Origin of the sequence: Nonomuraea sediminis (assembly GCF_018531495.1) — a bacterium.
Lineage (GTDB): Bacteria > Actinomycetota > Actinomycetes > Streptosporangiales > Streptosporangiaceae > Nonomuraea > Nonomuraea sediminis.
In genome coordinates this window covers 71,135-89,006 of the sequence record NZ_JAHDTI010000006.1, presented here as the reverse complement: position 1 = coordinate 89,006, position 17,872 = coordinate 71,135, and the positions used below count along the sequence as shown (strand labels likewise).

12 protein-coding genes are annotated in these 17,872 nt (G+C 70.1%); 6 read left to right on the top strand and 6 right to left on the bottom strand.

Features of this window, described 5'->3' with window-relative positions:
• Positions 1–39 precede the first annotated feature (39 nt).
• From KIK09_RS27370 to KIK09_RS27360, 3 genes are read right to left on the bottom strand one after another with little or no spacing between them, the layout of a single operon-like run.
• Positions 40–903, bottom strand: coding sequence for a carbohydrate ABC transporter permease (locus KIK09_RS27370; protein WP_250573879.1), 864 nt, complete (start codon positions 901–903; stop codon positions 40–42).
• Entirely contained in the window at positions 900–1,829 is a 930-nt protein-coding gene (locus KIK09_RS27365; protein ID WP_214322241.1) for a carbohydrate ABC transporter permease, read from the bottom strand. Before KIK09_RS27365 ends, KIK09_RS27370 begins: the two co-directional genes overlap by 4 nt.
• Complete coding sequence (locus tag KIK09_RS27360) at positions 1,826–3,133, bottom strand: sugar ABC transporter substrate-binding protein (protein ID WP_214322240.1); 1,308 nt, start codon at positions 3,131–3,133, stop codon at positions 1,826–1,828. Before KIK09_RS27360 ends, KIK09_RS27365 begins: the two co-directional genes overlap by 4 nt.
• A 136-nt stretch (positions 3,134–3,269) precedes the next feature.
• Between KIK09_RS27360 and KIK09_RS27355 the strand changes: the two genes are divergently transcribed.
• Positions 3,270–4,064 carry an NAD-dependent epimerase/dehydratase family protein gene (locus tag KIK09_RS27355; protein WP_250573878.1) on the top strand — a complete coding sequence of 265 codons (795 nt, stop codon included), beginning with the start codon at positions 3,270–3,272 and terminating at the stop codon, positions 4,062–4,064.
• 22 nt (positions 4,065–4,086) lie between these two features.
• On the opposite strand, the gene KIK09_RS27350 is transcribed toward KIK09_RS27355, so the two are convergent.
• Together KIK09_RS27350 and KIK09_RS27345 are read right to left on the bottom strand one after the other, a co-directional pair.
• The gene (locus KIK09_RS27350; protein WP_214322239.1) at positions 4,087–5,136 is read right to left on the bottom strand and encodes a mandelate racemase/muconate lactonizing enzyme family protein; all 1,050 of its coding nucleotides are present in this window, start codon (positions 5,134–5,136) and stop codon (positions 4,087–4,089) included.
• Positions 5,133–6,017, bottom strand: a complete 885-nt coding sequence (locus tag KIK09_RS27345) for an NAD-dependent epimerase/dehydratase family protein (RefSeq protein ID WP_214322238.1) — start codon at positions 6,015–6,017, stop codon at positions 5,133–5,135. The genes KIK09_RS27350 and KIK09_RS27345 overlap by 4 nt, the downstream gene beginning before the upstream one ends.
• 103 nt (positions 6,018–6,120) lie before the next feature.
• Between KIK09_RS27345 and KIK09_RS27340 the strand changes: the two genes are divergently transcribed.
• Both KIK09_RS27340 and KIK09_RS27335 read left to right on the top strand, forming a co-directional pair.
• Positions 6,121–7,092: a LacI family DNA-binding transcriptional regulator gene (locus KIK09_RS27340; RefSeq protein ID WP_214322237.1), complete on the top strand. Its 972-nt coding sequence runs from the start codon at positions 6,121–6,123 to the stop codon at positions 7,090–7,092.
• Positions 7,089–8,024 (top strand): aldose epimerase family protein, encoded by a 936-nt coding sequence (locus tag KIK09_RS27335; RefSeq protein WP_214322236.1) that lies wholly within the window; start codon positions 7,089–7,091, stop codon positions 8,022–8,024. Before KIK09_RS27340 ends, KIK09_RS27335 begins: the two co-directional genes overlap by 4 nt.
• On the opposite strand, the gene KIK09_RS60140 is transcribed toward KIK09_RS27335, so the two are convergent.
• Complete coding sequence (locus KIK09_RS60140; RefSeq protein ID WP_214322235.1) at positions 8,014–10,428, bottom strand: SpoIIE family protein phosphatase; 2,415 nt, start codon at positions 10,426–10,428, stop codon at positions 8,014–8,016. The genes KIK09_RS27335 and KIK09_RS60140 overlap by 11 nt on opposite strands.
• A gap of 98 nt (positions 10,429–10,526) precedes the next feature.
• Here KIK09_RS60140 and KIK09_RS27325 point away from each other — a divergent pair, with 98 nt between their 5' ends.
• The 3 genes from KIK09_RS27325 (at position 10,527) to KIK09_RS27315 (ending at position 17,853) form a co-directional block, all read left to right on the top strand.
• Positions 10,527–14,606: a HAMP domain-containing protein gene (locus KIK09_RS27325; protein WP_214322234.1), complete on the top strand. Its 4,080-nt coding sequence runs from the start codon at positions 10,527–10,529 to the stop codon at positions 14,604–14,606.
• Positions 14,603–15,223 carry a response regulator gene (locus KIK09_RS27320; RefSeq protein ID WP_214322233.1) on the top strand — a complete coding sequence of 207 codons (621 nt, stop codon included), beginning with the start codon at positions 14,603–14,605 and terminating at the stop codon, positions 15,221–15,223. The genes KIK09_RS27325 and KIK09_RS27320 overlap by 4 nt, the downstream gene beginning before the upstream one ends.
• Positions 15,224–15,372: 149 nt before the next feature.
• A complete protein-coding gene (locus KIK09_RS27315) occupies positions 15,373–17,853 on the top strand; it encodes an FtsK/SpoIIIE family DNA translocase (protein WP_214322232.1) in 2,481 nt (826 codons plus the stop codon).
• Positions 17,854–17,872 lie beyond the last annotated feature (19 nt).

Sequence of the window (17,872 nt, the reverse complement as noted above, 5' to 3'; positions counted from 1 at the left end):
GATTCCAGAATAGTGGATGCCGTCCAGATACATGGACACCTAACCCTTGATCGCGCCGCTGGTGAGACCCCGCATGAACTGCCGCTGGAAGACCAGGAACGCGATGATCGACGGCAGCAGCGCCAGCAGCGAGGCCGCCAGCAGCACGCCGATGCCGACCTCCTCGTTGGAGCGCAGCGAGCGCAGCGCGATGGGCAGCGTGAACATGTCCGGCTCAGGTGCCACGATGAGCGGCAGCATGTACTGGTCCCAGATCATGGTGAAGCCGAAGACCCCGATCACGCCGAGCGCCGGCCTGCACAGCGGCAGGATGATCGTGGCGAAGATGCGCAGCTCACCGGCCCCGTCGATGCGCGCGGCCTCCTCCAGCTCGATCGGCACCTCCTTCATGAACTCGGTCATCACCAGGATCGAGAAGCCCCAGGCGCCCAGCGGCAGGATCATGCCCGCGTAGGTGCCGATGAGGTCGACATGGAAGACCGGCATGTCCGAGAGCACGAGGGACAGCGGGATCGCGATGATCTCCTCGGGCATCATCATCGTGGCCAGCATGATCAGCATCACCACGCCCATGCCGCGGAACTTCTTGCGCGCCAGCGCGTACGCCGCGAAGACGCTGACCAGCATCTGCAGCAGCAGCCCGAATCCCACCACCACGAAGGAGTTGAACAGGTAGTGGTAGACGTTCATGTTGCCGGCCTGGACGAAGTTCTCCAGGGTGGGCTGGTCGGGCCAGAGCGAGAACTTGGTCGGGTCCAGGGTCCTGTTGAAGGCGCTGACCAGCAGTCCCACGAGTGGCCCGGTGAACACGAGCACCATCGCCGTGTAGATCAGGACCTTCGCCGTCTGAGCCACCGGGCCGCGCCGGGAGGAGAGCCCGAGGGCGCTGTCGAAACGCATCATGCCGGTTGCCTCCTGCGGATGACCTGGACGACGACCGTGAGCACCAGCGTGGCCAGGAAGAGCACGATGCCCACCCCCGCGCCCACGCCCAGCTCGCCCTTCTGGAAGCCGAGCTTGTACATCAGCGTCATCAGCACCTCGGTGGAGCCGTTCGGCCCGCCGTTGGTGAGCGCGTAGACCTCGACGAAGACGCGCAGCCCGCGGATCGCGGCGAGCGTGGCCAGGATCCAGAACACCGGCCGCAGCGCCGGCAGCGTGATGTGCCGCAGCCGCTCCCAGGTGGTCGCGCCGTCCACGGCGGCCGCCTCGTACAGCGTGCGGTCGATGCCGACCAGCCCCGCCAGCAGGATCATCATGTCGTACGGCGCGCCACGCCAGATCGACAGACCCATGATCGAAAGCAGCGAGGAGTGCTCGCTGGCCAGGAACGGCTCGGGCCCCAGCCCGATCCAGCCGAGGAGGTGGTTGATCGTGCCGGTCGGCGCCGGGTGGTACATGATGCGCCACACCTCGGCCACGGCCGCCATCGTGGTCACGACCGGCAGGAACGCCGCGGTCCTGACGAACCACAGATACCTGGCCGAGCCCTCGATGAGCAGCGCGAGCACGAACCCGAGCAGCAGCGACCCGACGGTGGTGCCGACGGCCAGCAGCACGCTGTGCCAGATCGCGCCGACGAACTCGTCGTCGGTGACGATCGTCCGGTAGTTGTCCAGGCCCACGAAGCGGTCGCCGAGGAACGGCCTGACCTCGAAGAAGCTCATCCGCAGACCTTCGATCATGGGGATGAACTTGAAGTACAGGAACAGCAGGAGGGCGGGCGCGAGGAAGAGCCAGGCGGTCAGCGTCCCCCGCCGCCGCACCTTCTTGGCGCGGCGGTGGGGGGTCGCGGACCTGTTCGGCGCGCGCGTGGCGGTCGAGATCATGAGGCTTTCTGCGACTGCAGTTCCTGGGTGAGCTTGGTGTTCAGCTCGCCCATCTTGGTCTTGACGTCGGCCGAGCAGTCGGCCCACACGGCGTTGAAGGCGTCGGCCGAGTCCTGCCTGATCGGCGCCCAGTTCGGCACCGGCGGGGCGTAGACCGCGTGCGCGTAGGAGTCCTGGAAGACCTTCCAGCGCGGGTCGGAGCGCTCGGCGGACAGGTCGACCGCGGTGTTGACGGGCAGGCGGACGATGGCGCCGTTGGCGTCCTTGTTCATGCCGATCTTCTGGCCGTCGGCGGAGACGGCGAACTCGGCGAACTTCTTCTGCCCGTCCTGGTTGCCCGAACCGGCCATCAGGTAGACGTTCTCGCCCTCGCCGAGGGTGCCGGGGCCGCCGGACGGGCCGTTGGGCACCGGGTCGACCTCGAGCTTGTCGGTGCCGATGCTCTTGATGAAGCGGGCGAGCACGTACGGGCCGACCAGGTAGATGCCGCCCTGGCCCTTCTCGAAGACCTCGTGGGTGACGGTGGTGTCGTTGCTGACCGCGCCCGGGTTGACGGTCTTGGCCTTGCAGAACTGGTCCTGCAGGAACTGCACGGCCTCCACGGTCTTGGGGTCGGTCACGGTGGAGGCGAACTTGCCGCCGCCCGCGGCCTTGATGAAGTCGCCGCCGTTGGCGTAGATCAGCGAGGAGGCGTACCAGGACGCGTAGCCGCGCTTGGTGCCCGCCGGGGCCACGAAGCCGTAGGTGTCGGCCTGGCCGTTGCCGTCGGGGTCCTTCTCGGTGAAGGCCTTGGCCAGCTTGGCCAGGTCGTCCCAGCTCTGGGGCGGTTGCATGCCGACCTTCTCGCGCCAGTCCTTGCGGATGATCAGCGCGAACGACTGGGCGGAGAACGGCACGCCGTAGTACTTGCCGTCGCTGCCCTGCGCGGCCTTCAACGCGGTCTCAGACAGCTTGTCGTGGCCCGCCACCGCGTTCATGTCGATCTCGCGCAGCCAGCCCTGGGTGTGCATGTTGCCGAGCTGGGCGGTGTCGTTGATGACGATGTCGGGAAGCTTCTTCTGGGCCGCCTGCTGCTGCAGCTTGGTCTCGAAGTCGTCGAACAACGCGACGACCTTCGTCTTCACGCCGCTGGCCTTGGTGAAGGCGTCGGCCAGCTTCTTGGCCGTCTTGGCCGAGTCGGAGTCAGGTGCCTGCCTGATCCAGATCTGAAGTGCGTCGTCTGAGCTTGATCCCCCGGAACCGCAGCCTGTCAGCGTGACGGCCAGGGCCGTGGCGACTGCGACCCCGAGCAGTTGGCGTGACATCAGACCGCCTCCCGTTCACATACGTGGACAACTTACGAGGACGTGGAGCTAGTTCATGTGAACGTAACGAGTGGCGTAGGTCACGGTCAATATTCAAGGATGTGAATTTGGAACAGAGTCTTGTACAACGGAACGCATGCGCATCCTCATGACCGGCGCCGCCGGCAAGGTCGGCACGCTCCTCCGCCCCCGCCTGGCCCGCGACGGCCGGATACTCCGCCTCTCCGACCTGCGCCCCCTGGATCCTGGCCACGGCGAGGAGTGGGTCACCGCCGACCTGTGCGACGAGGCCGCCATGACCCATGCCGTGAAGGGCGTGGACGCCGTGATCCATCTCGGCGGGCAGAGCCGCGAGCATCCCTGGGCCGACATCGTGCGGGCCAACATCGACGGCCTGCACGTGCTGATGGAGGTTGCCAGGAAGGAGGGCGTCGAGCACCTGGTGCTGATGGGCAGCCACCACGCGGCCGGATTCCACACCAGGCCGGCCTCCGGCCAGGACCTGCCCGACTACGCTTTCCCGCGCCCTGACACCTACTACGGCGTCAGCAAGGTCGTGATGGAGGCGATGGGCAGCCTCTACCACGACCGGTACGGCATGAACGTGACCGTGATCCGGCTCGGCACCTGCAACGAGGGCTCGGCCGACACCCGGGGGCTGGCCACCTGGATCTCGCCCGGCGACCTGGCCGCCCTGGTCGAGGCCGCGCTGACGGCGCCCGGGTACCACGTCGTGTGGGGCGTGTCGGACAACGCCCGCCGCTGGTGGTCGCTCGACGAGGCGCGGGCCATCGGCTACGTCTCGAAGGACGACTCCGAGACCGGCGCCGCCGGCGTCCTGGCACAGCACGGCGAGCCGGACCTGTCCGACCCCGAGCACGACAGGGCGGGCGGCATGTTCACCATCAGGCCGGTCGGTGAGGCCTGGTAGACCTGCAACCGATTGCAAGGGCTCACCGCCAGTTGAGCCCCAGTCCGGCGTGCGGCCCCGCCCGCAGCCTGGCCTCCTCGATCGCCACCGGGTACGGCTCGGCCAGCAGCCCGAGCGCCGCCAGGGAGGCGTCCTCGACGTCCTCCACCATGCACGGCAACGGCAGCGCGAGCGCAAGCTGCCCCGACACGTCGGGCAGCAGATGCGGGTGGACCGGCACGTCGAAGGCCCTGGCCAGCTCCGCGATCCGCAGGAACGGCGTGATCCCGCCCACCCGCACCAGGTTGGGCTGGACGACGTCGCACGCGCCCGCGGTCAGCAGGTCGCGGAAGCCGTACACCGTGTAGACGTTCTCGCCCACCGCGATCGGCACGTCGACCGAGCGGCGCAGCTCGACGTGCGCGGCCAGGTCGTCGGCCGGGAGCGGCTCCTCCAGCCAGTGCAGGCCGTAGGGGGCGAGCGCGGCCACGGCCCTGCGGGCGCGGTGCAGGTCCCAGCGCTGGTTGGCGTCGACCATCAGCAGCGTCTGCGGCCCGATCACCTCGCGCACCGCGGCCACCCGCTCGACGTCCTCGTGCAGGTCGTCCTTGCCCACCTTCATCTTGACCGCCGGGTAGCCCGCGGCTTTCCACCGCTCGGCCTGCGCCACCAGGTCGGCCAGCGGATAGTGCAGGTTCACGCCGCTGCCGTAGACGGGGACCGACTCGCGCCGCCGGCCCAGTACGTCGGCCAGGCCGCGCCCGCCGCAGCGCAGGTCCCACAGCGCCAGGTCGATCCCCGCCAGCGCGATCGTGGTGATCCCGCCGCCGCCCGCCTCGCGCACGTGCCGCCACAGCCGGTCCCACACCACCTCCGGGTGCGGCTCCAGCCCGACCAGCGCCTCCCGTAGATCGTGCTCGAGCAGAGCCCGTACGGCATGCGCGCCGATCTGCGGCGTCCACGAGAACCCGGTGCCCGTGCGCCCGTCCTCCAGCAGCACCTCGCAGACCAGCACGTGGTTGGCCGGGACGTCGGGACCCCACGGGCGGGGGAGCGCGGCGGACCTGGCGGTGACCCTGAGATCGATGATCATGACGTCTCCAGTTCGGTGCGCCAGCTCCGCTTGGCCGTCCAGCCGAGCAGGCGCTCGGCCTTGGCCGCGGAGAAAGCGGGGGAGGTGCCGGTCAGCCCCGCGGCCAGGCCCGCAGTGGCGGGCATGACGGCGGGCAGCAGGTCGGCCAGCGGTTCGCGGGCCAGCGCGTCGGCGGCCCCGGCGAAGAACACCTCCCCGTTGGGAAGCTCGGGCAGGCGCTCGAGCAGGGCGGCGATCATGTCGGATGCGTCCCTGGCGTCGAGGTAGTTGAACAGCGAGACCCCGGCCAGCTCGGGCCGGTCGAGCCGCTCGGCGATCGTGTGCCCCGTCTGGGTGGGCGAGCCCGACCAGTCCTCGGGCGCGACCACGAAGCACGGCCTGACGGCGGCGAAGCGGGTGGCCGAGGTCCGCGCGAAGCCGCGCATCACCTGCTCGGCGACGAGCTTGGAGATGCTGTAGGCGTTCCACGGCTCGGCCGGGTGCTCCTCGTCGATGGGCAGGTAACGGGGCGCCCAGCCCGGCGTGCCGTACCCGATCACCGTGGGGCTGCTGGCGATCACCGCGCGCGCCACCCCCAGGGCGGAGGCCGCCTCGCAGACGTTGAAGGCCAGCTGGGAGTTGACGCGGAAGGTCAGCGCGTCGGTCCTGCTGAACGGCGTGGCGATCGCGGCCAGGTGCACCACGGAATCGGGACGGAAGCGGGCCATCACCTCGAAGGCCTCGCCCAGCTCGGTCAGGTCCGCGGGCATCGTGGCCGCGGCGGCCTCCGGCGTGCCGGGCACGGAGTCGACGCCGATCACCTCGTGCCCCGCCTGGGCCAGCGACGTCACCACGCTCCGCCCCAGCCGTCCCGCGCTGCCTGTGACCAGGATCCGGGTCATCGATCTTCCCCTCGAGGGCGGCAACCGGTTGCAGGAAGTATCCAAGGACGATCTGCGGAGCGTCAAGTGACGCCGGAACAACCGATTGCAGTAGAGTGCCGCCATGGCCGTGACGATCCGGGACGTGGCGTACGCCTCCGGCGTCCACGTCTCCACGGTGTCGCGCGCGTTCTCCGCGCCCCACCTGGTCAATCCCGAGACCCGCACCCGCGTGCTCGCCGTGGCGGAAGAGCTCGGCTACCGGCCCAACCGGGCGGCCAGAGCGCTGACCACGGGCCGCACCCACAACATCGGCCTGATCGTCGCCGACATCGCCAACCCGTTCTTCCCTCCGCTGATCAAGGCGGCCCAGGCACAGGCCAGGACCCGCGACTACCACGTGTTCGTGGCCGACACCGACGAGGACCCGCAGGTCGAGGAGGAGCTGATCCAGACGCTCACCAAACAGGTCGACGGCGTGCTGCTGTGCAGCCCCCGCCTGACCAACAAGACGATCGAGCGCCTGCACGAGGACGTGCCGTTCGTCGTGGTGAACCGCCGGGTCAAGGGCATGCCCACGGTGCTCATGGACGTCGGGCGCGGCGCCCGGCTGGCCGTGGAGCACCTGCGCGACCTCGGCCACCGCAGGATCGCCCTGGTCTCCGGGCCGAGCGGATCGTGGACCAGCAGGCAGATGCACGAGGCGGCCGCCGCGATGAGCGGGGTCGACCTGGTCCTCCTCGGCCCCAACCCGCCCACCGAGCAGGGCGGGCTGCAGGCCGCGGGCGACGTGGCGGCCAGTGGGGTGACCGGCGTGCTCGCCTACAACGACCTGGTCGCCATCGGCCTGATGGAGGGACTGATCGGGCGCGGCGTGGACGTGCCCGGCGACATCAGCGTGATAGGAGTGGATGACATCGTCTCAGGGCGGCTGACCAGGCCCAAGCTGACCACGATCGCCATGCCCACCGCCGCGGCCGGCCGGATGGCCGTCGACATGCTGCTGCAGTCCGTGGGCGAAGGCGGCGGCACGCCCGTCGCCATGCTCGAGACCGACCTGATCATCCGCGAATCGACGGGAGAGGCACCTCGATGACCTTCGGCATCCTTCCTTCCGGCCGTCCCGTCGAGCGCGTAGAGCTGCGGTCGGGCGAGCTGCGCGCCTCGGTGCTCACCTACGGCGCCATCCTGCAGCGCCTGGAGATAGCGGGCGTCAACGTGGTGCTCGGCCTCGACACGCTCCAGGACTACCTGACGCGCAGCCGCTACTTCGGCGCCGTCGTCGGCCGCTACGGCAACCGCATCGCCGGCGGCCGCTTCACCCTGGACGGGGTGGAGTACCGCCTGCCGGTCAACAACGGGTCCAACAGCCTGCACGGCGGCATCGAGGGCTTCGACAAGAAGGTGTGGACCCTCGCCGACCGCACGACCAGGTCGGTCACGCTCACGCTGGTCAGCCCCGACGGCGACCAGGGCTACCCCGGCACGCTGACCGCCTCGGTCACCTACACCCTCGACGGCGACGGGCTGCGCCTGGACTACACCACCGAGACCGACGCCCCGACCGTGGTCAACCTCACCAACCACACCTACTTCAACCTGGCAGGGGGCGGCGACGTGCGCGGCCACGTGCTGCGCATGGACGCGGCGCGCTACCTGCCCGTGGACGAGCACAAGATCCCCACCGGCGAGCTGGCGCCCGTCAAGGGCACCGACTTCGACTTCACCACCCCGCACCCGATCGGCGCCAGGATGGACGGCGGCTACGACCACTGCTTCGTGCTCGACGGGCCCGCCGAGGTGCGCGTGCCCGGGCTGGCGATGATCATGACGACCACGGAGCCGGGTGTGCAGTTCTACGCCGGGGGCATGCTCGACGGGGCGGCCACGCCGTACGGGCCGCACGCCGGGCTGTGCCTGGAGACGCAGCACTTCCCCGACTCGCCCAACCACCCGGCCTTCCCCTCCACGGTCCTGCGGCCCGGCGAGCTGCGTACCTCCTCGACCACCTACCGCTTCACGGCATAGCTCTCAGCACCAGCAGCGCCACGTCGTCGCGCGATGGCTCCGCGGCGAAGGAGTCGACGGCCTGCCGTACCCGCTCGGCGACGGCGTGCGCGCTCAGCCCGCCGCAGCCGGCCAGGATCCGCGCCAGCCCGTCGTCGTCGTCCAGCAGCCGCCCGCCGTTGCGCCGCTCGGTCACGCCGTCGGTCACGCACAGCAGCACCTCCTCCGGCGCCAGCTCGAACGTCTCGGCGAAGAACCGCGTCCCGCTCTCGATGCCGAGCAGCAGCTGCGGGGTGGCCACGACCTCGACCAGGCCGCCCTTGCGCAGCACCAGCGGCGGTGGATGCCCGGCCGAGGCGACCGTGCACCGCGCCCCGCCCTGCGGCAGCGGCGTCATCTCGCCGCACAGCAGGCTGAGGAAGCGCAGATCGTCCCCCTCGTCGAGGATCGTCCTGTTCAGCCGGTCCAGGATGTCATCGACCGCGTACTTCTCCTTCGCCAGCAGCCGTACGGCATGCCGCGCCAGCCCGGTCACCGCCGCCGCCTCAGGCCCGCTGCCGCACACGTCGCCCAGCGCGAAACACCAGTGGTCGGCCACGGTGAACAGGTCGTAGAAGTCGCCGCCCACGTCGGCGCCCTCCTCGGCCGGCTGGTAGACCACCGCCGACTCCAGCCCCGGCATGGCCGCCGCGCGCATCGGCAGCAGGCTGCGCGCCAGCACCCTGGACGTGGTGACCTGCCGGTCGTACAGCATCGCGGTGTGCAGGTTGAGCGCGACCAGCCGGCACAGGTCGGTCAGCAGCGTGCTCAGCTCCAGCGGCAGGATCGGCTCGCGGCGCCCGATCACCAGCGCGCCGTGCGACCTGCCCTCGGTGAGCAGCGGGAACGACAGCACGTTCTCGGCCAGCAGCGCCAGGGTGGGCTGGGTGGCGGGCTGGTTCGGCAGCGAGGGCAGCTGCCGGCGCAGATCGGCGATGCACCGCTCCTCGGCGTGCCAGACGTGCGCGAGCCTGGTCACCCCCGTCAGGTCGGTCAGGTAGACGGCCGCCCACGCGGCCAGCTTGGGCACCACGAGCTGGGCGGTCAGCGCGGCGAGCAGGTCGGGGTCGTGCACCCCCGCGAGCAGCTCGCCAGCCTCGGCCAGGAACGCCAGCCTGCCCCGGTGAGCCCGCTCCTGCTCGGCCAGCCCCTCCCTGCGCACGCCGTCGGCCACCTGGTCGGCCACGTGCTGCAGGTTGACGGTCAGCTGCTCGTCGAAACGCCCCGGCGAAGCGGCCGTGATCACCAGGTAGCCCACGACCTCGCCGGAGACCCGCAGCGGCGCGCACGCCAGCGAGCGGGCGCCCAGTTGCTCGGCCAGCTCCACGTCGCCGGCCAGCAGGTCGTCGACCAGGGCCGGCGTCTTGCGCGCCGCGTCGAACACCCCGGCCGCCAGCACGCCCACCAGGCCCGCCGTACGGCCCGCGCCCGCCGCCACGCCGAATCCGGGACCCTCCTCGGCCCGCGTCAGCACGTAGGCGGCGTCGGCGCCGCTGGAGCCGTGGATGATCTGCGCGATCGTCTCGAACAGCTCGGGCAGCGGCCGGCGGCTGGCCAGCAGGTCCTTGATCCGGCGGCCCGCCTCCCGCCGCATCGGCGCGGGCGGCGGCGTCAGGACGTAGCGGTGGTCGGCCGAGACCACCAGCCAGATCGAGTGGCCGTCGTTGCGCAGGTGGGAGATGTAGACGGGGATCAGATTCCCGTCGACGTGCCGCATCCGCGACTCCCCTCGCCAGCGGCGCAGGCGCAGGGTGTCGGTCAGCGACAGCGCGTACGGGCCGTGCGCGCGCCAGGCCACCAGCTCCGTCAGCGGCATGCCCGCGGCCTCGTCCGCCTGCCAGCCGAGCAGCGCGGCGGCCTCCTGGTTCCACGACTCGACCCGGCCGTGCTCGTCGGCGATGACGGTCGCCACGTGCAGCGTGCCGACGGGCGCGACCGTGGAGGCCGGGGCCGCCGCGGGGGCCGACAGCTCGCCGTTGCCGTCGGCCAGCTCGATGCGCACCCACACCCGCTTGGCCGACCTGGTGTAGGTCACCCCCCACGCGTCGGCCAGCATGGCCGCGAGCGCCAGCCCCCTGCCGGAGGTCGGCAGCGTGCTGACCGGCGCCCACTCGGCCGCCAGGATCGTGCGCGTGGGGTGGCGGTCGTCCACCTCGATCTCCAGCTTCGGCGGCGTCGCGCCCACGTCCAGCCGGCAGGTCACCTCGATCCCCGTGCCCGCGTGCACCACCGCGTTGGTGACGAGCTCGCTGGTCAGCAGCACCGCGTCCTCGGCCACGTGACTCAGGCGCCAATGGCCGAGCGTGTCGCGCACGAACTCGCGCGCGGCCGCCGGCGCCTGGGGGGTGCCCTCGAAGGCGGCTTTCGAGGCCTGGATGGTTTCCACTACGTCGTCCTAGAACATCACTCGATGTGGCAGCTTGGTCACTCTCAGAGTGGCAGACTGAGGACCCGTTATACCGCCAGTTGTGAAGAAGGCCGCCCATGGTCGCGCAGTTGGAACCCCCACTCGCTCCTGGAACGCTCCAGGCCGCCGATCTCCGACCGCTGCTCGTGGCCCTGCAGGGCCTGCGCGACGGCAACTTCCGCGCCCGGCTCGACCTGCCGGGCGACCCGTTCCTCGCCCAGCTCGTGATGGCCTTCAACCAGGTCGTCGACCGCAACGAGCACCTGGCGGGCGAGCTGACCAGAGTACGCGCCGAGGTCGCCCGTCAGGGCCACCTCGACGAAAGGATCACCACCAGCCCCGGCGCCGGAACGTGGGCGGTGAACGTGTCGGCGGTCAACAGCCTCATCGACGCGCTGGTGATCCCGGCGGCCAAGGCGACCAGGGTGCTCAACGCGGTCGCGGACGGCGACCTGTCGCAGCGGGTCGACCTGCAGGAGGACAACCGGCCGCTGCGCGGCGGGCTGCGCCTGATGGGCAAGGCGGTCAACCGCATGGTCGACCAGCTCGCGCTGTTCTCCGGCGAGGTCACCCGGGTGGCGCGCGAGGTCGGTACCGAGGGCAGGCTCGGCGGCCGGGCCAAGGTCCAGGGCATGTCGGGCAGCTGGCGCGACGTGACCGAGGCGGTCAACGCCATGGCGGGGCGGCTGACCGCGCAGGTGCGCGACATCGCCGTGGTGACCACGGCGGTTGCGAGGGGAGATCTGACCCGCCAGGTGACGGTCGAGGCCACGGGCGAGCTGCTCGAGCTGAAGCTGACCGTCAACACGATGGTGGACCAGCTGTCGGCCTTCGCCGACGAGGTGACCAGGGTGGCCCGTGAGGTCGGCACCGAGGGCAGGCTGGGCGGCCAGGCGCAGGTGCGGGGGATGAGCGGCGTCTGGAAGGACCTGACCGACAACGTCAACTTCATGGCCTCGAACCTGACCACCCAGGTGCGCTCGATCGCCCAGGTGACCACGGCGGTGGCCAACGGCGACCTGTCGAAGAAGATCACGGTCGACGCCCGGGGCGAGATCCTGCAGCTGAAGGACACGATCAACACGATGGTCGATCAGCTGTCGGCCTTCGCCGACGAGGTGACCAGGGTGGCCCGCGAGGTCGGCACCGAGGGGCAGCTGGGCGGCAGGGCCGAGGTGAAGGGCGTCTCCGGCACCTGGAAGGACCTCACCGACAACGTCAACTTCATGGCCTCCAACCTGACCACGCAGGTGCGTGCCATCGCGCAGGTCACCACCGCAGTGGCACAAGGCGATTTGTCACGAAAAATCACCGTTGATGCCCGGGGCGAGATCCTGCAGCTGAAGGACACCATCAACACGATGGTGGACCAGCTGTCGGCCTTCGCCAGCGAGGTGACCAGGGTGGCCCGCGAGGTGGGCACCGAAGGTCAGCTCGGCGGCCGGGCGGAGGTGCGCGGGGTGTCGGGCACCTGGAAGGACCTGACCGACAACGTCAACTTCATGGCCGACAACCTCACCAGCCAGGTGCGCTCGATCGCGCAGATCGCCACGGCGGTGGCCAACGGCGACCTGTCCAAGAAGATCAGGGTTGACGCGCGGGGCGAGATCCTGCAGCTCAAGGACACCATCAACACCACCGTCGACCAGCTGTCCGCCTTCGCCGACGAGGTGACGCGCGTGGCCCGCGAGGTGGGCACCGAGGGCAGCCTGGGCGGCCAGGCGCAGGTCCGCGGGGTGTCGGGCGTCTGGAAGGACCTGACCGACAACGTGAACTTCATGGCCTCCAACCTCACCAGCCAGGTCCGCAACATCGCCCAGGTCGCCACCGCCGTGGCCAACGGCGACCTGTCCAAGAAGATCGACGTGGACGCCCGCGGCGAGATCCTCGAGCTCAAGACCACGATCAACACGATGGTCGACACGCTGTCCTCCTTCTCCTCCGAGGTGACCCGGGTGGCCCGCGAGGTGGGCTCGGAAGGCAGGCTGGGCGGCCAGGCCGAGGTCGAGGGCGTCTACGGCACCTGGGAGCGGCTGACCAAGAACGTCAACGAGCTCGCGGGCAACCTCACCACCCAGGTGCGCGCCATCGCCGAGGTGGCCAGCGCCGTCGCCCAGGGCGACCTGAGCCGCTCGATCAGCCTCGAGGCCAAGGGCGAGGTGGCCGAGCTGAAGAACAACGTCAACCTCATGGTCGCCAACCTGCGCGAGACCACCAGGGCCAAGGACTGGCTGGAGTCCAACCTGGCCCGCATCGCCGGCCTGATGCAGGGACACCGCGACCTGGTCGAGGTCGCCGACCTCATCCTGCGCGAGCTCACCCCGCTGGTCAGCGCCCAGTACGGCGCCTTCTTCCTGGCCGACCCCGACTCGCGCGGCGGCGAGCTGGCCTTCATCGCCGGGTACGGCGCGGCCCACGACCGTGACGTGCTCCAGGACCCCGGAACCCCGGGCCCGGGCCTGATCAGGCAGGCCGCGCTGGAGAAGAAGCGCATCCTGCTCGACGACGTGCCGCCCGACTACATCAAGGTGCACACCGCGCTGGGCGAGGCGGCCCCCGCCAGCGTGGTGGTGCTGCCCATCCTGTTCGAGGACAACGTGCTCGGCGTGGTCGAGCTGGCCTCCTTCAGCCGCTTCAGCGAGGTCCACCTGGCCTTCTTCGACCAGTTCGTGGTCACGATCGGCGTGGCGATCAACACGATCATCGCCAACGCCCGCACCGAGTCGCTGCTGTCGGAGTCGCAGCGCCTGGCGCAGCAGCTGCAGGGCCGCTCGGACGAGCTGCAGCGCCAGCAGGCCGAGCTGCGCAGGTCCAACGCCGCGCTGGAGGAGAAGGCGCACCTGCTGGCCACCTCCTCGCGCTACAAGTCCGAGTTCCTGGCCAACATGTCGCACGAGCTGCGCACCCCGCTCAACAGCCTGCTCATCCTGGCCAGGCTGCTGGCGGACAACCCCGGCAACAACCTGTCCGAGCAGGAGGTGGAGTTCGCCACCACGATCCACAACGCGGGCAGCGACCTGCTGCAGCTCATCAACGACATCCTCGACCTGTCCAAGATCGAGGCGGGCAGGATGGACGTCCGCCCGGAGAACCTGCCGCTGAACAAGCTGCTCGACTATGTCGAGGCCACCTTCAGGCCGCTCACGATCGACCGCGGGCTCAAGCTCGAGATCAACGTGGGGCCCGGCGTGCCACGGGAGCTGTACAACGACGAGCGCCGGCTGCAGCAGATCCTGCGCAACCTGCTGTCCAACGCGGTCAAGTTCACCGCGGCGGGCGAGGTCAGACTGGAGGTCTCCATCTCCGAGGGCGTGCTCGAGGACACCGCCGCCGACGTGATCGCCTTCGCCGTCAGCGACACCGGCATCGGCATCGCCGCCGACAAGCTGCCCGCCATCTTCGGCGCCTTCCAGCAGGCCGACGGCACGACCAGCCGCAAGTACGGCGGCACGGGGCTGGGCCTGTCGATCAGCAGCGAGATCGCCAGGCTGCTCGGCGGCGAGATCCACGCCAGCAGCCAGCCGGCCGCCGGCAGCACGTTCACGCTCTACGTGCCGGCCAGGTGTGTGGCCTCGGGCGCCATGACCGAGCCCGGCGCGCGCGAGAGCGATCCAGAACGGCACCCGATCGAGCCGACGCGCAAGCACGTCGAGGTCCGCAGCGCCGCCCAGGTGCAGGCCGAGTGGCCGTCGGTCGACGGCGGCGACGACTGGCACTCGGCGGCCCGGCTCAGCGAGCTGAGCGAGGGCCCGGTCGGGCGGACGCTCACCGGCAGGCGGGTCCTCATCGTCGACGACGACATCCGCAACGTGTACGCGCTCACGCACGTCCTCGGCCGCCTGGGCATGGAGGTCGTCTACGCCGAGAACGGCAGGGAGGGCATCGAGGCGCTCGAGCGCGACGAGAAGATCTCGCTGGTGCTGATGGACGTGATGATGCCCGAGATGGATGGCTACGAGACCCTCGCCGCCGTCAGGCAGATGCCCAGGTTCGCCGACCTGCCGATCATCGCGCTGACGGCCAAGGCGATGCCCGGCGACAGGGAGAAGACGATCTCCTGCGGCGCCTCCGACTACGTGCCCAAACCGGTCGACCTCGACCACCTGCTGGAGGTGATGCGGGGATGGCTCGCCGGCGAGCGGGAGGGACCGCAATGAACCGCCAGGTCAAGATCCTGCTGGTCGACGACAACGAGGACAGCCTGATCGCGCTCGAGGCGGTCCTGCGCCCGCTGCAGCAGCAGCTGTTCAAGGCCAGGTCCGGCCAGGAGGCGATGAAGCTGATGCTGCGCAACGACTTCGCGGTCGTGCTGCTGGACGTGCTGATGCCGGGCATGGACGGCTTCGAGACGGCCGCCCACGTCAAGCGCCTCGACCAGACGCGCGACGTGCCGATCATCTTCCTGACCGGCACCGACACCGGCGCGGGCGCGGCCTTCCGCGGCTACGCCGTGGGCGCCGTCGACTACATCACCAAGCCCTTCGACCCGTGGGTGCTGCGCTCCAAGGTCGCCGTCTTCATCGACCTGTTCCGCAAGAACGTGGAGCTGCAGCAGCAGGCGGCGTTGCTCTGCGAGCTCGTGCGCGGCGACGGCGAGCCGTCGGGCGGCTGCCAGATCCTTTCCGGCTTCGCCGAGCGGCTGCGGGCCGTGGAGGAGAAGCTGGCCGCCCTGGGGGAGGACCGCCCCGACGACAAGGGGCTCACCGAGGCGGTCAAGGACCTCGCCGACCGGGTGGCGGCCATGCGGGCCGCCTTCGACTCGGTCGTGCTCTGACGCCTGTACGGCGGGCCGCCGCGGTTCCCGGGGCGCGGGTTCGGGGCGGCCTGCCGTACGGGTGGACGGGCCGTACAGCAGAGCGGACATTTCGGACAACCGGCGAGCCTCAGTGATCTGGGCGGGGTCTCCGACGTACCTTTGGCATCATGGCCACCCGTACGCCGAAAAGCGCATCGAAGGGGCCGGCGAAGCGGTCGGCCTCGTCACGCTCGACCTCCACCAAGCGGAGGTCCACGGCGTCGGGACGTTCACCGGCACGCAAGCCGCCGATGACCCACCAGGACCCGATCAGCTGGGTCTTCACGATGATCGGCAAGCTGATCGTCGGGCTCTGGATGCTGTTCGCCAACGGCCTGGGCAGCGCGGCCCGGGCGCTGGGCAAGAACGCGCGCGAGCTGGACCCCGCCCACCGGCGCGACGGGGTGGGGCTGGCGTGGCTGGCGGGCGCGATCGTGCTGGCCGCGATGACCTGGCGCGACGCGCAAGGCTCGGTCTCGCACGTGGTCAACACGTTCGTGCACTCCGTGTTCGGCTCGCTGGCCTGGACGGTGCCGATCCTGCTCGGGCTGCTGTCCTGGCGCTACCTGCGCCATCCCGACCAGAACGCCGACACCGGGCGCATGGTGATCGGGTGGAGCGCGCTGCTGATCGGCGTGCTCGGCGTGATCCACGTGGCCAACGGCACGCCGTACCCGGCGGGCACCCAGACCGACGGGATGGACAAGATCGCGCAGGCGGGCGGCCTGGTGGGGTTCATCGTGTCGGCGCCGCCGATGAGCATCCTGCCGGCCTTCATCACGATCCCGCTGCTGCTGATCCTGTCGGGGTTCGGGATCCTGGTGATCACGGCGACTCCCGTGCACCGCATCCCCGAGCGGCTCGGCGAGCTCAAGCACCTGCTGTTCGAAAGGCACGCGCCCGCCGAGTCCGGGCAGCCGGCCAAGAAGCGGGTGCGCAAGACCGACAAGCCCGCGTCGGCCGACTCGGTCAAGCCCTACGACACACCCGTGCTCGCCGAGGACTCCAAGAAGCACTCGCCGGAGATCGTGCCGGGGCTGACCGACGAGGAGGACGAGACTCCCGTCCCCGTGCCCCGCAAGAGCGAGCCGCCCGAGCCGACCCCGGCTCCGCGCAAGGTCGAGCAGCTCGTGCTGTCCCCGCAGGCCGGGCCGTACATCCTGCCTGACCTGCAGAACCTCAAGCAGGGCAGCGCGCCCAAGCCGCAGACCAAGGCCAACACCGTGGTGGTCAACGCGCTGACCAGCGTGCTCGAGCAGTTCACCATCGACGCGCAGGTGATCGGCTTCACCCGCGGCCCGACGGTGACGCGCTACGAGATCGAACTCGGGCCCGCGGTCAAGGTCGAGAAGGTCACCGCGCTCACCAAGAACATCGCCTACGCGGTCAAGTCCGCCGACGTGCGGATCCTGTCGCCCATCCCGGGCAAGTCCGCGATCGGCGTGGAGATCCCCAACGCCGACAAGGACCTGGTGGCGCTGGGAGACGTGCTGCGCGCCCAGGTGGCGCAGGCCGACCACCACCCGATGATCGTCGGGCTGGGCAAGGACGTCGAGGGCCGCACGATCGTGGCGAACCTCGCCAAGATGCCGCACCTGCTGATCGCGGGCGCCACCGGGGCCGGTAAGTCCGTCTGCGTCAACGGGCTCATCACCAGCATCCTGATGCGGGCCACGCCGGACGAGGTGCGCATGGTGCTGGTCGACCCCAAGCGGGTCGAGCTCAGCGTGTACGAGGGCATCCCCCACCTGATCACCCCGATCATCACCAGCCCGAAGAAGGCCGCAGAGGCCCTCGAATGGGTGGTGGGGGAGATGGACCGCCGCTACGACGACCTGGCCGCCTCCGGCTTCCGGCACGTGGACGAGTTCAACAAGGCCGTGCGGGCGGGCAAGCTGCAGCCTCCGCCCGGCAGCGAGCGCGTCTACCAGCCCTACCCCTACCTGCTGGTGATCGTGGACGAGCTGGCCGACCTGATGATGATCGCTCCGCGCGACGTGGAGGACTCCATCGTCCGCATCACCCAGCTGGCCCGCGCGGCCGGGATCCACCTGGTGATCGCCACCCAGCGGCCGTCCGTCGACGTCGTGACCGGCCTGATCAAGGCCAACGTGCCCTCCAGGCTGGCCTTCGCGGTGTCGTCGCTGACCGACTCCCGGGTCATCCTCGACCAGCCCGGCGCCGACAAGCTGGTCGGCCAGGGTGACGCCCTGTTCCTGCCGATGGGCGCGAGCAAGCCCATCCGCATCCAGAACGCGTTCGTGTCGGAGAAGGAGATCGCCGACATCGTCACGCACTGCAAGGGGCAGATGCAGGCCGAGTACCGCGAGGACGTGGCCGCCGCGCCGGTCAAGCGCGAGATCGACGAGGACATCGGCGACGACCTCGACCTGGTCATCCAGGCCGCCGAGCTGATCGTGACGACCCAGTTCGGCTCGACCTCGATGCTGCAGCGCAAGCTCCGCGTCGGGTTCGCCAAGGCCGGACGGCTGATGGACCTGCTGGAGTCCAGGAACGTCGTGGGCCCCAGCGAGGGCTCCAAGGCTCGCGAGGTGCTCGTCAAGCCCGATGATTTGCCGGGTTTGCTAGCCGACCTGCGCGGCGAATGACCCCAATGCCTCCCCGCCG

Excerpts from the sequence above, each read along its gene's own strand:
- KIK09_RS27370 (WP_250573879.1), bottom strand. The coding sequence starts at position 903 with ATGATGCGTTTCGACAGCGCCCTCGGGCTCTCCTCCCGGCGCGGCCCG.
- KIK09_RS27365 (WP_214322241.1), bottom strand. The coding sequence starts at position 1,829 with ATGATCTCGACCGCCACGCGCGCGCCGAACAGGTCCGCGACCCCCCAC.
- KIK09_RS27360 (WP_214322240.1), bottom strand. The coding sequence starts at position 3,133 with ATGTCACGCCAACTGCTCGGGGTCGCAGTCGCCACGGCCCTGGCCGTC.
- KIK09_RS27355 (WP_250573878.1), top strand. The coding sequence starts at position 3,270 with ATGCGCATCCTCATGACCGGCGCCGCCGGCAAGGTCGGCACGCTCCTC.
- KIK09_RS27350 (WP_214322239.1), bottom strand. The coding sequence starts at position 5,136 with ATGATCATCGATCTCAGGGTCACCGCCAGGTCCGCCGCGCTCCCCCGC.
- KIK09_RS27345 (WP_214322238.1), bottom strand. The coding sequence starts at position 6,017 with ATGACCCGGATCCTGGTCACAGGCAGCGCGGGACGGCTGGGGCGGAGC.
- KIK09_RS27340 (WP_214322237.1), top strand. The coding sequence starts at position 6,121 with ATGGCCGTGACGATCCGGGACGTGGCGTACGCCTCCGGCGTCCACGTC.
- KIK09_RS27335 (WP_214322236.1), top strand. The coding sequence starts at position 7,089 with ATGACCTTCGGCATCCTTCCTTCCGGCCGTCCCGTCGAGCGCGTAGAG.
- KIK09_RS27325 (WP_214322234.1), top strand. The coding sequence starts at position 10,527 with ATGGTCGCGCAGTTGGAACCCCCACTCGCTCCTGGAACGCTCCAGGCC.
- KIK09_RS27320 (WP_214322233.1), top strand. The coding sequence starts at position 14,603 with ATGAACCGCCAGGTCAAGATCCTGCTGGTCGACGACAACGAGGACAGC.
- KIK09_RS27315 (WP_214322232.1), top strand. The coding sequence starts at position 15,373 with ATGGCCACCCGTACGCCGAAAAGCGCATCGAAGGGGCCGGCGAAGCGG.